This window comes from Alkalihalobacterium chitinilyticum, from assembly GCF_029028005.1.
Lineage (GTDB): Bacteria > Bacillota > Bacilli > Bacillales > Bacillaceae_F > Alkalihalobacterium > Alkalihalobacterium chitinilyticum.
This window is the reverse complement of sequence record NZ_JAOTPO010000010.1, coordinates 79,915-92,413: the sequence shown is the minus strand read 5'-3', so window position 1 is coordinate 92,413 and position 12,499 is coordinate 79,915. Positions and strand designations below refer to the sequence as shown.

At 39.9% G+C, this 12,499-nt stretch carries 13 protein-coding genes; 5 read left to right on the top strand and 8 right to left on the bottom strand.

What is annotated here, in order from left to right:
- Positions 1-33 precede the first annotated feature (33 nt).
- On the top strand, positions 34-876 hold the full coding sequence (gene lipL / locus N7Z68_RS14780; protein WP_275119259.1) for an octanoyl-[GcvH]:protein N-octanoyltransferase: 843 nt from the start codon (positions 34-36) through the stop codon (positions 874-876).
- Positions 877-917: 41 nt separating this feature from the next.
- Here the strand turns inward: lipL and pta are convergent, their stop codons facing one another.
- Positions 918-1,907, bottom strand: coding sequence for a phosphate acetyltransferase (gene pta / locus N7Z68_RS14775; RefSeq protein WP_275119258.1), 990 nt, complete (start codon positions 1,905-1,907; stop codon positions 918-920).
- A gap of 356 nt (positions 1,908-2,263) precedes the next feature.
- On the opposite strand from pta, the gene N7Z68_RS14770 reads away from it, so the two are divergent.
- The 4 genes from N7Z68_RS14770 to gerQ all read left to right on the top strand — a co-directional run bounded on the left by N7Z68_RS14770 (position 2,264) and on the right by gerQ (position 5,245).
- Positions 2,264-3,004 carry an enoyl-CoA hydratase/isomerase family protein gene (locus N7Z68_RS14770; RefSeq protein WP_275119257.1) on the top strand — a complete coding sequence of 247 codons (741 nt, stop codon included), beginning with the start codon at positions 2,264-2,266 and terminating at the stop codon, positions 3,002-3,004.
- 156 nt (positions 3,005-3,160) lie between these two features.
- Positions 3,161-3,910: a hydrogen peroxide-dependent heme synthase gene (gene hemQ, locus N7Z68_RS14765; protein ID WP_275119256.1), complete on the top strand. Its 750-nt coding sequence runs from the start codon at positions 3,161-3,163 to the stop codon at positions 3,908-3,910.
- 274 nt (positions 3,911-4,184) lie between these two features.
- Complete coding sequence (locus N7Z68_RS14760) at positions 4,185-4,616, top strand: cell wall hydrolase (RefSeq protein WP_275119255.1); 432 nt, start codon at positions 4,185-4,187, stop codon at positions 4,614-4,616.
- Positions 4,617-4,654: 38 nt separating this feature from the next.
- Entirely contained in the window at positions 4,655-5,245 is a 591-nt protein-coding gene (gerQ, locus tag N7Z68_RS14755) for a spore coat protein GerQ (RefSeq protein WP_275119254.1), read from the top strand.
- A 141-nt stretch (positions 5,246-5,386) separates the two neighbouring features.
- Here the strand turns inward: gerQ and N7Z68_RS14750 are convergent, their stop codons facing one another.
- The 7 genes from N7Z68_RS14750 to N7Z68_RS14720 all read right to left on the bottom strand — a co-directional run bounded on the left by N7Z68_RS14750 (position 5,387) and on the right by N7Z68_RS14720 (position 12,486).
- Positions 5,387-5,758 carry a DUF423 domain-containing protein gene (locus N7Z68_RS14750; protein ID WP_275119253.1) on the bottom strand — a complete coding sequence of 124 codons (372 nt, stop codon included), beginning with the start codon at positions 5,756-5,758 and terminating at the stop codon, positions 5,387-5,389.
- Positions 5,759-5,859: 101 nt separating this feature from the next.
- Positions 5,860-6,132: a DUF5327 family protein gene (locus N7Z68_RS14745; protein WP_275119252.1), complete on the bottom strand. Its 273-nt coding sequence runs from the start codon at positions 6,130-6,132 to the stop codon at positions 5,860-5,862.
- Positions 6,059-7,732: an ATP-binding protein gene (locus N7Z68_RS14740; RefSeq protein WP_275119251.1), complete on the bottom strand. Its 1,674-nt coding sequence runs from the start codon at positions 7,730-7,732 to the stop codon at positions 6,059-6,061. The genes N7Z68_RS14745 and N7Z68_RS14740 overlap by 74 nt, the downstream gene beginning before the upstream one ends.
- A gap of 127 nt (positions 7,733-7,859) precedes the next feature.
- Complete coding sequence (locus N7Z68_RS14735; RefSeq protein WP_275119250.1) at positions 7,860-9,641, bottom strand: M3 family oligoendopeptidase; 1,782 nt, start codon at positions 9,639-9,641, stop codon at positions 7,860-7,862.
- 742 nt (positions 9,642-10,383) lie between these two features.
- The gene (locus N7Z68_RS14730) at positions 10,384-10,737 is read right to left on the bottom strand and encodes a MerR family transcriptional regulator (RefSeq protein WP_275119249.1); all 354 of its coding nucleotides are present in this window, start codon (positions 10,735-10,737) and stop codon (positions 10,384-10,386) included.
- A gap of 40 nt (positions 10,738-10,777) precedes the next feature.
- The gene (locus tag N7Z68_RS14725) at positions 10,778-11,503 is read right to left on the bottom strand and encodes an exonuclease domain-containing protein (protein ID WP_275119248.1); all 726 of its coding nucleotides are present in this window, start codon (positions 11,501-11,503) and stop codon (positions 10,778-10,780) included.
- Positions 11,500-12,486 carry a DUF294 nucleotidyltransferase-like domain-containing protein gene (locus N7Z68_RS14720; RefSeq protein ID WP_275119247.1) on the bottom strand — a complete coding sequence of 329 codons (987 nt, stop codon included), beginning with the start codon at positions 12,484-12,486 and terminating at the stop codon, positions 11,500-11,502. The genes N7Z68_RS14725 and N7Z68_RS14720 overlap by 4 nt, the downstream gene beginning before the upstream one ends.
- Between the last annotated feature and the right edge of the window lie 13 nt (positions 12,487-12,499).

Below are 12,499 nucleotides of genomic sequence, written 5' to 3'. Positions count from 1 at the left end.
GCTTATATTTTTTATCTTTGAGGAGTATAGAAAATGAACACAATCACCCATCATCTCTCCAATCAAACTTGGCGTTTTATAGATCAATCATCAGTAGGCGTTTACTTTGACGCTCTTCAGTCGTTTGCCTATGATGATGCATTATGTATCTCAGTTGGAAACGAGTGCTCTGATTCTTTGTTAAGAACGTGGGTGCACCACGATACGATCGTCCTCGGTATTCAAGACAGCCGACTGCCTTTTGTTCAGGAAGGGATTGATTTCTTAAATGAACAAAGCTATAACGTCATTGTTCGCAATTCAGGTGGACTTGCTGTCGTACTTGATGAAGGGATATTAAATATCTCTCTTATATTGAAGGAAGAGAAAAAGTTCTCGATTAACGAAGGCTATGAGCTTATGTTTGCACTGATTCAGGAAATGTTACGTCCTTATGGAGTTACGGTTGAAGCCCGTGAAATCGTCGGGTCCTATTGTCCAGGCTCATATGACTTGAGCATTGACGGCAAGAAATTTGCCGGCATTTCCCAGCGTCGCATACGCGGGGGTGTCGCGGTTCAAATTTACCTCTGTGTGTCAGGCAGCGGCAGCGAACGGGCGAAGCTTATTCAAACATTTTATGACCGTGCCGTCCAAGGACAGCCGACAACGTTTGAATACCCTCGAATTGTCCCTGAAACGATGGCGTCATTAACGGAACTAACAGGCGAAGCACTGACGGTACAGTCTGTCATTCACCGCCTCCTCCTTACGTTTAAAGAACAAGGAGCCCGTCTCACCTCTTCTTCCATTACGGAAGAAGAAAGACAAGCCTACGAAGAACAATACATCCGCATTATCAAACGTAACGAACGCATAAGTGCCAGGCACCCTTAATGCTGTAAAGCATTAAAGGTACCTGGCACCGTTTTTTTATTTTATGCAAGTACTTTTCTTGTGATCGATTGCATCGCTGTAATTAATGAAAGCTTATACACATCTGCTACGTTACAACCACGAGAAAGATCGTTCACTGGTTTATTTAAACCTTGTAAGATCGGACCAATCGCATCATATCCACCAAGACGTTGTGCGATCTTGTAGCCTAAGTTCCCAGACTCTAAGCTTGGGAAAATAAATACGTTTGCCTCACCTTTTAATGGTGAATCTGGAGCTTTCTTTTGGGCAACTGCCGGTACAAACGCAGCATCGAATTGGAATTCACCATCGATGACTAAGTCTGGGCGTTGTTGCTGTGCTAACTTCGTCGCTTCAGACACTTTACGTGTTTCAATTGAGGATGCCGAACCTTTCGTTGAGAAGCTAAGCATCGCTACTTTCGGATCAAGTCCGAATACTTTAGCCGTTTCAGCTGTAGCAATGGCAATTTCAGCTAATTCGTCTGCGTTGGGAGCAATGTTAATCGCACAATCACCAAAGACAAACTTTTTATCGCCCTTTACCATAACGAATACCCCGGACGTTTTTTGAATTCCAGGCTGTGTTTTAATAATTTGCAGGGCCGGGCGCACAGTATCTCCTGTTGAATGTGCAGCGCCGCTAACTAGGCCATCTGCTTTGTCGACATGTACAAGCATCGTTCCAAAGTAATTTTCTTGCATTAATTTTTCACGTGCACTGTCTTCTGTTTCTTTTCCTTTTCTGCGTTCAACAAAAGAAGCAATTAATTCATCTAAATGTTTATATGTTGCGGGCTCAATAATTTCAACATCTTTAAAAGTAACCCCGAGTTCTTTCGCTTTTGCGTAAATATCACTTTCTTTTCCAATGATGATCGGCTTCACGACTTCATCATTTGATAACTGGCTGGCAGCTTCAATAATTCTCTCATCCATACCTTCTGGCAATACTACATTCGGATAATGGCTTTTGACTTGCGCTTTAATTTCTGTAAAGAGATCACTCACTATAAATTCCTCCTACATTGATCAGATGACCTTACCAATAAGCATACTCCTCTTTATTTAAAAAATAAACTACTTGGGTTATTGTAGTAAAAATAGAAATTTTCTCACGGTTCCGCTAATTTAAGAACAAACTATATTAGAAAACTTTATTAGAGCTTTTATGGACTTTTACTACGATTAAAGTACTCTTTTTCATCGTTTCCTTATTCGATTGTACTCATGCAGAAGCCTGCTCGTTAATATTTTACAGAAATAACAGCTTGTTGTTTTTTCTGAATTTTCGTATATACATTGATTAAATGAATGACTATTCATTATAATGGAAGAAGTTTCAACAATTTAAGGGAGTGGATGGAATGGAGCAAAAAACTGTAACTTATGAAGTGCAACAGAACGTAGCAACAATCTCTTTAAATCGCCCAGCGGTGAAAAACGCAATTAACTCGGACATGCATCGTGAGTTATATAGTGCGTTTGTACAAGCCAATGAAGATTCAGACGTACGTGTCATTGTTTTGACAGGATCCGGAGATGCCTTTAGCTCTGGGGCTGATCTAAAAAGCGTCGCGACAGAAAAATTAGGAGACATCGATTATGGTGACTACCTAAAAGAAACATACAATAAGCTGTTACTCTATATGGATACGATCCAGAAACCGACTGTAGCCTATATCAACGGAATTGCAGTTGGAGCCGGGCTGAGCCTCGCACTAGCATGTGACTTCCGTATTGCTGAGTATGATGCAAAGATGGGAATCAGCTTTTTAAAAATCGGTCTCGTTCCTGATGCAGGCGCTTCCTACTACCTTCCACGCCTTGTTGGGGTAGGTAAAGCATTAGAAATGTCTCTTGGAGAGCCGATTTCAGCCGAAGAAGCATACCGCATTGGACTCGTCCATAAAATTGGACAACCCGAAGAGTTCGTTCAGCAACTTCTTACCCTTCCAACAACAGCTTACGGTCTAATGAAAAATGTTATGGCGAGCAGCTATGAGCATACACTCGCTGAAGTCCTTCAAATGGAAGAAGAAGCCCAAACAACTGCCGGAAAAACAAAAGAACACACCATGGCCGTACAACGCTTTCTAACCAAATAGATTTTTATATATGGTGCCAGGCACCTTCAACACAGTAAAGCGTTGAAGGTGCCTGGCACCGTTTCGTTGGTTTTGTTTGTTTATGGAATAGGTTTATCTGTTTATGGTATAGTATGGTTTGATACATATATTTTATATTTTAAAGGAGTGGAAAGTATGAGTGAAGCAGCAGTTACTCTAGATGGTTGGTATTCATTACACGAATTTCGCGCAATCAATTGGCCTGCATGGAAAACGCTTTCTAGCGAAGAGCGTCAACAAGTATTAAATGAATTTATCGGTATGCTGGAAGAGTGGAACCAAACCGAAGAAAATAATGAAGGTAGTCATGCGCTTTACACGATTGTTGGTCAAAAAGCTGACTTTATGCTTATGCTACTTCGTCCAACTATGCAACAACTTAATGAAATCGAGACAGCCTTTAATAAAACTCGTTTTGCAGAATATACAATTCCAATGTATTCCTACGTTTCAGTCGTTGAATTAAGTAACTATATGGCTGGTAAAGATGGCGGAGACCCGATGGAGAACCCAGAAGTCCGTGCACGTCTTTTCCCTAAGCTACCTAAAGCACAGCATGTTTGTTTCTACCCAATGGACAAGCGTCGTCAAGGCAATGATAACTGGTACATGCTTCCGATGGAAGACCGCCGCAACATGATGCGCAGCCATGGTATGATCGGACGTCAATATGCAGGAAAAGTAAAACAGATTATTACTGGTTCTGTTGGATTTGACGATTGGGAATGGGGCGTAACGCTGTTTGCTGACGATGTTCTTCAATTCAAAAAGCTTGTTTATGAAATGCGTTTCGATGAAGTATCAGCACGTTTCGGCGAATTTGGTTCTTTCTACGTCGGTAATCTTTTAAATATCGACGGTATTGAGCGTTATTTTCACGTGTAGCTTTAATTAAAAATTAAAATTAGCTCACAATAAAGCTTTTAATCCCTAAAACTAAAGGGATTAATGCCTAAAAAAGATCCAGCCTCTCTAGACGAGAAGCTGGATTTTTTGATGAGGTTTTTATGAAAAAGTCATAGTCCCATTTTTCGTTACATATATTTGAACTAACTGTGCTTGGGTATGCCGTAACACAATTAAGCTGTAAAAAACCATAGTCAATTGACAGTCCTCCAACTCACCACGTACGGCACCTAATGAATTAGGAGGTGAACAGATGGCCGTTATTAAAGCCAACAGCAGTGATATTGACTTGATGGCTCGTTTAATGCGTGCTGAAGCAGAAGGTGAAGGAGAGCTTGGCATGTTAATGGCAGGCAATGTAATGGTCAACCGAGTTCGATCTGCATGTCTGGATTTTGTTGATATTAACTCGGTTACACGAATGGTTTGGCAATCACCCGGCGGATTTGAGGCCACCCAAAAAGGATATTTCTATCAAGGAGCGCGTGAGAAAGAAAGAAGACTTGCTCGACAAGTCATTAGAGGCGATCGACATCACCCAGCAGAATTCGCCTTATGGTTTTTCCGACCTGAAGGCTCTTGTCCTGCTCAATGGTGGGGACAGTGGAACTCGGGCCGCTATAAGCTCCATTGCTTCTATACACCGTTAGCATCAGAGTGTCCGCAAGTTTATAGTACATTTTAAAAAAAATATACATTCAGAAAAGAAAAAGGAGTGATACAATGTATCAGCAACAATGGGATAATCAACCTGGAATGGATGGCCACACACATATGCAACACCAGCAACCAACAATGGATCAAATGATGCAACAACCTATGATGGACCAACATAAGATGCATCAGCCCATGATGGATCATCATATGATGCAACAACCTATGATGCAACAGCATATGATGCAACAACCCATGATGCAGCAACCCATGATGCAGCAACCCATGATGCAACAGCCTATGATGCCACCACTATTTTATGCACCACAGCCACACTTACAGCAGCAATTCCCGCAAATCCCAGGGATGCTCCCAATGGAGATGTCCTATATTGAAAACATTCTCCGTCTCAACCGCGGAAAACGAGTTAGAGTGTATATGACATTTGAGAATAATCCAGAATGGCCATCTCGAGTATTTACAGGTCTTGTTCAAGAAGCAGGTCGCGATCATATTGTCATTAGTGATCCGCAAACAGGAATGTGGTACTTATTATTAATGGTAAACCTTGATTACGTCGAGTTTGATGAGGAAATCGAATATGATTATCCGTTTGGTCAGGCACCTTTAGCTGCATACCCGCCACGTGAGGAAGACTAAAATAACAAACTAATACAATAGGCTGGCTCGTAAAAAAAGTCAGGCCCCTCCCCGCACACTTTAGTTGCAATCATTTATTATCGATCTGCATTGTCTGTGTGCACATGAGGGCCTGACATTAGAGTCAGCCTATTTTTTGATTTATGCTCTAAACATACTTACAGCAAGAAGTACCCAACCAGCGATAAAGGCTACCCCGCCTAATGGCGTAATCATTCCTAGCTTTGAGATTCCTGTAATTGCTAGAACATACAAGCTGCCAGAAAATAAGATAATTCCTAATACAATAAGCCACCCTGCCCAGTGAACTAAACTAGTTTCGACACCTTTCCAGCTGATTAATCCAATTAAAATCAGTCCGAGTGCGTGATACATATGGTACTGCACACCCGTTTGATAAATTTTAAGATAGTGTTCTGTCAGGCGACCTTCTAAACCGTGAGCTCCAAATGCACCTAAAGCAACACCTAATGCCGCACCGATACTGCCAAGTACAATAAATATGTTGAACATCTGAAAATCTCCTTTACTTTTTCATTTCTAATAATCATAGAATATCACATCTCGCCTGGTAATTAACAAAATGGAACTTTACACTTCGACCACCTAGCCTGTTAAAAATCCAACAAACTACCTTCATCTTTGTTTGAATTCAAACTGCTTGTTGAAGGTGTCGTCACATTAGCACTTGGTAAAATGCGTGGTTGTTCCGATACGGTCGTTTTTTTTGTAGCCGTACTTTCTTTATCCAACACTAACTCACAATAAGCTTTAATCAGCTTAGCCGCTTCTTGCACTCCCCGTTCATTACCTTCAGCCGCTTCTGACTTCATTTCGTTCAGTTGCTGTTCGACTTTCGCGATAATATTCTGAACTGGTATATTCATTTTTTCCCTCCTGTTCACTAATCACTTTATTTAAATAAATAGTTACAGTTGTGCCTTTTCCTTGAACACTTGAAATGTCCATTTTTCCATGATGATGCTCAATAATACGATCACAAATCATTAAACCTAACCCTGTCCCCTTTGGTTTTGTCGTAAAAAACGGCTCACCGATTCGTTCAAGAACTTCCTGAGGAATTCCGTTACCTGTATCTTTAATTTGAATATAGATCATATTATCCTTCTCATAGACGTGGATATGAATCTGTCCCCCGTCATCCATTGCTTCAATACTATTTTTCAGTAAGTTAATGAGCACTTGCTTGATTTGATCAGGATCACATTCGACTGTCGTATCGTCAATTGAAAACTCGGACGTAATCGAAATACTTTTCATGATTGCTGAAGTGTCTAACAGCGTCACTACTTCTCGGATTAAATAACAGATTTTTACGTTTTCAAACTTTTGAACCCCCGGTTTTGCTAATAAAAGAAACTCACTGATAATTTTATTGATTCTTGCAAGCTCACTTAACATAACGGGTACATGGTTATTTGTATTTTGTTCTCGTTGCTGCATTAACTGAAGGAACCCAGAAATAACCGTAAGCGGATTACGGATTTCATGAGCAACACCAGCTGCTAACTGACCAACTGCAGAAAGTTTTTCGGACCTTCTTATATATTCTTCGGTTTGTTTCTGCTCTGTAATATCTCTTAAAATAGATGCTAATGCAACAACTCGCCCCTCTTCCGTTCGAATTGCAGATACCGATATAGCAACGTCTAATTGTTTTTCATCCTTCGTCCCATTCTTTAATTCGATTTCTCGGACCATTTCCCCTCTTGAAACCGACTCCCATTGCTCTTGTAAATACTTAAGTTGGACTTCATTTAATTGCGGCATCGTTTGGCCGACCAATTCTTCAGTATTCCAACCAAATGTTTCTGTAAACCCGTGATTCACTTGATAGATCCTGCCTTTTTCATCATGGATGACAATCGGATCCTTTAACTGGTTAAATAAAGTGTTCAAATATCCTTTGGCCTCGATTAACGCTTTAGATGTTTTCTCCGTTTTCAATTGGGCCTTTTCCAATAAACCTTCCGTAAACCGGCTAGAAAACACTAAAAATATGGTAATAAGTATTCCAAATAATGCAACATAGATCACATCCACTTTATCAGATCCTGGGAATAACTCGTTTTGGTATCGAAAGAAAAAATAAATGGTTGCAGCTGTCGTCAGAAAACTAGCAAACAAAATCGGCCGTACCATATGAAAAATGGAACTAATAATTAATCCTAACCAAATGTATATAAAATTAATGAGTAACGGTTCATAGATAATTAACAAGAAGAAAAAACTAAAAACAAAAAGGATCGATAAATACATCGTAAGTATTGTTAGCTGCTTCTGTTTTGATAAAAAATAAATAAGAATACAGAAAAATAAACCTATCGGAGCGACGAAAACAAGTATGACTGGATCAATAAAAGTATTAATCACTATGCTAGATGCATAAAAAATCATTAACAGTTTTGCCATTAATTGATTTCGTTTAAAAATAAGATCTAAACGCTTGTGCTTATCGATACCCATACACTTCTCCATTTTTCGACATGTTTTCCTCTATTATACCATTACTTCAAAACTGATGTTAACGCCCAAAAAGAAAAAAGAGGTGCCAGGCACCTTTAGCGGACTAAAGGTGCCTGGCACCATATTTTTATTTTGTCAGTTCTAAGAATTGGTCTACATCTTTAACGACGAGGTCAATGGCTTTCTGCCAGAATTCTTCTTTTGTTAAATCTACATTTAAGTGTTTTTGTGCTAGTTCTTCCACATTCATGCTACCTGTGTCACGTAACAATGCAACATAGCCATCTTCAAATGATGCACCCTCTTCAAGAGCGTGTGCGTATACACCAAGGCTAAATAAGAAACCGAATGTGTACGGGAAGTTATAGAATGGTACGCCTGTAATATGGAAATGCTGCTTAGCCGCCCAGAAATGCGGATGGTATTCTGATAAAGAGTCACAATACGCTTCTTTCTGTGCTTCGACCATGAGCTCGTTTAACTCTTGCGCCGAAAGAAGCCCTTCTTTTCTCTTTTCATAAAATCTCGTTTCAAATAAGAAGCGCGCATGGATGTTCATAAAGAAAGCAATCGCTCGACCAAGTTTACTTTCAATAAGAACCAACTTTTCTTCATCCGTTTCTGCTTGCTGGACCGCTGCATCACTTACAATAAGCTCTGCAAAGGTAGAAGCCGTTTCTGCAACGTTCATCGCGTAAGACTGTGCAAAGTTTGGCATGTCGCGCATTACATATGCATGGTAGGCATGACCTAACTCATGAGCTAAAGTCGATACGTTGGATGCGCTGCCGCTGTACGTCATAAAGACGCGTGTCTCACCGCTTGCCGGTAACGTCGTACAGAAAGCGCCTGGGCGTTTTCCAGCACGATTTTCTGCTTCAACCCAGTCTTTTTCGAACGCCATTTTTGTGAACTCAGCCATTTTCGGACTAAACTTACCAAATTGATCGATAATTGACTCTGCCGCTTCTTCGTAAGGGATCGATGAACTTGCACTTCCAATTGGAGCATGTACATCATACCAAGCTAGTTTTTCTAATCCGAGATACTTTGCTTTTTGCTCTAAGTACGGCATAAAACGTGATTTGTTTTTAGTAATCGTATCCCACATCGCATTTAATGTTGCTTCTGACATCCGGTTAATTTCAAGCGGCTCTTTTAGAACATTTGTCCAGCCTCTTTTTTCATAAAGACCGAGCCTAAAGCCAGCAAGATGATTAATTGTCGTAGCGAATAAATCTTCATTTTCAGTCCATGTCTTTTCCCACTTTTCGAAAGCATCGACACGAACATTACGGTCATTATTGGCTAACTTATTTTCAGCTTGCCCTACTGAAAGTTCTTCGGTTTGTCCATTTTCTTCAAACGTAATTTTCATACTGTTAACAAGGGCATTGTACATGTCTGCCCAAGCATGGTACCCGCTTGTCGATAACTTTTGAGCTAATTTTTCCTCTGCTGGCGATAACTTATCTTTGGCACGCTCGGCTCGTTCATTTAAATAAAACGCAACTCCAGGAAAATGGTTATTGATCATCGCTTGTAAGTCTGTTTCATCTAGCTGCTGAATTTTTTCATCGATGCTCGTTAAAACCCCTTGATAAAGTGACGAAAGCTCTTTTGCTGTTCCACTTAATTGCACCGCTTTCTTGTCTGCCATATTTTGCGCTGTTAAACAACCGACAAATGCACCGACTTCTCTTACTTTTGCAACAGCCTGTTGTGCGTTTTCAATAATTTTAATCAATTTTTCTTGTTCTTTATGTAATTCCGTTAATTGTTGAAGAGATTGTTCAAGTGCGATCAACTCTTCTTTTGTCTCTTGAATAAACCCTCGTAATTCAGTTGATTCGCTGCCACCTGGAAAAATGCTGTCTAAATCCCATAGTTGATTATACTTTGTTTGCATGCCTCTTACTCCTCTCAAACTTTGTTTCGCTACCCTAAATATTTTACAACACTTCCCGGGGAAATAAAATTAAAATCCCCTATCCATCCTTAGTAAAGCTTATTTTTGTTTTAAACTACTTCATATTGAAGGATTAAATGAGATGGGCCTTTCTGTATTTATTATGACTCAGTTGGCTAATTTTATTGGGTCTTCAAATCTGAACTGAGAAAAGGACAATGCACGTGATGCAGCTATCGTAAGGTCAAGTGTGATATTTGATTTATATACAGGAAGATGCGCGTGCAGTGTATTGATCTTTTAATGGTTTATTGACTGACAGCAAACAGGCACAATCATAGGGAAAAGGATTTTTTTGCGGACTCAGAAGCCCCTATTTTAGTAAAAACCATCGTCTTTTCAAGTATAGAGGACTGAGAGGACGCTATATGCCTTAATTCATCAAAAGCGACCTCGAAAAATAGGAAATAAAGGCTTCTCAGTCCGCTCCGCTCTAAAAAGTACAATTTTAATCGAAATAGCGGCCCTGGAGTCCGCTTAATTTCCTATAGCAATAATTCTACCAATGTCACCTCTCTCGCTAACTTGTTAACTAAATCGCATCTACAGAATGGACGCACCAACTCCCCTCGTATTCGCTTAACACCGCTTCTAAAAAACAAACAAAAGACTCGAGTTCCCCAGCCTTTTTCATGGTCTGGAGTTCCCAAGTCTTTTCATAGTCTAGAAGGCACTATTTTCTTTACGAAAACCCGCCAGCCCGATACTTTTCAATCAATTCAAACCATTCTTCCTCGGTGAAACGCAGCATCGAGCGGTCTTTTGAGTTAGGAACGACATTTTCTTCATCATATCGTCTAGTCATAAGGATCGCTTTAACTCCAGCAATATTTACACCTTGGTCAATCAGAGACTTAATTTCTGTAAATCGCTCTATATCGTTTAGTGAAAAAATCCGCTGGTTACCTTCATTACGAGCCGGTTTAATGAGTCCTTGCTCTTCATAGTAACGAATTTGTCTTGCTGTTAGCTGAGTCATTTCTTTGACAACACTAATTGGGAAAATCGCCACATGACGAGGGAAATTTTTATTCATCCCCTCCCTCCTTTAAGCCCTGTAATGGGTGTAATCTTCTTTATTTTGCTAACTCGGTATACACATCTTGCAAAGTGTGAAATCCTAATTCTTTTACAATTTGTACATTCTTGATCCATAAATGGGCCGTCATTTTCGCATCTTCCAACGCATGGTGCCGTGTTAAGATCGGAATATTAAAAAAATCACAACACTCATCCAACGTTTTTAAACTTTGATGAGGTAACGCTACTTTGATTAAAAATGATGTGTCAATGACACGATGAATAAAATTCGTCCGTAACACATGCCAGGAGACGTGCTGCATGAACGATTTTTCATGCTGTGAATGATGGGCCACTAATGTACGACCTTCAACATAATGAAAAAACTGCTCGAGAACTTGCTCAATCGTCGGTGCTGTAAAAAGATCTTCTTGTTGAATTCCTGTGAACTCTAAAATCGGCTGAGGCAATGGCTCTTCGTGGCGGACTAGCGAATAAAATCCTTCTTCTTCTCCAAGCTTAGTTCCTTTTACTTTTACCGCCCCAATTGAGAGAATTTTGTCTCCACGGTCGGGATAAAAACCTGTTGTTTCTATATCAAACACAACGACTTCAAGTTCTTCAAACCGTTTATTTAGCACACTTTCCTTCTTTAATTCTTTTTGGAGTTGTCTCATGTAGGCCATTTGTGAAGCACTCGACTGGTGCTGTACAGAGGTATATACATTCGGACTTAACTTTCCTGATAGTTGTTTCATATATTGAATCATGTGGTTGATCACTTCATGCCACACCCTTTGTCGATGTGCTTTTTCGTTAGTTTATAGAGGCGTGCACCCGAACGAATATACTCTTTTAATTCCTGCTTCTCGTTAGAAGTTAACTTGTCGACTTTTAATAGATGAATCGTTTCATAGCTTTGTTCATTTCCTTGGAAACGAAGCCTGAACTGTAAAAGTCTTGCAAATGTCTCTCTCAGCTTTTTTACTTCTATCAATTGATCAGGCAGTTGCTCAAACCTCACTAATGTTTCAGGCGCTTTGATCTGTTCTTGTAACGCTAAAAGCCGCAATGAATTCACATACGGAAAAAGAACGGTATTTTTTAAGTGAATGACATTATGATGTGAACCATACGATTCAACCAACAACTGACCAAACACACCAATTGCTTTTTTACGCCGCTCTACGTTTTCATAAAACCGTTGCATTAAGGATGGGTTTTCCTTTAGATTTAAAAAAATAACGTCTTTTAACTCATCTAGCAGTGACGGGTTTCCAATAAACACTCGTGAATCAAAAAAAGTGAGCAAGTGACGCAACGTTTCAAAACTCTCTTCTTCGATCCAGTCTTGAATTTGCGCATTCCAAGATAAAAGTGATTTACACCATCTCTCACTCGAGGCCATGACCAATCCATCACATCTAACGTAACCTACACACGCTAACGCTGTTGAAATTTCTTTTCCTAGCTTTAAAAAGTAGTCTTTTTCACGATCATTTGTAGATAAATACACAAGCCCATGATCCTGATCGCTCCAAAGCGCTTGTTCAAAACGTGCGGCACTTCCCATCATAAAGAAAGCAAAGTGAGCAGGGGGAGGACCCCACTCACTTGTAACGTTTTCGATGGCTGCTTTTACTGTTTTTGTGATCAGTTCATCGTGGAATTCGTTTAGTTTCGTATGATCATATTTTACTTGCTCAATAGACGACATTCTCCACCCTTTTAACTGCTCATACGTGTTTACCATCGGTTGTTTCACGTGGTGTACACCA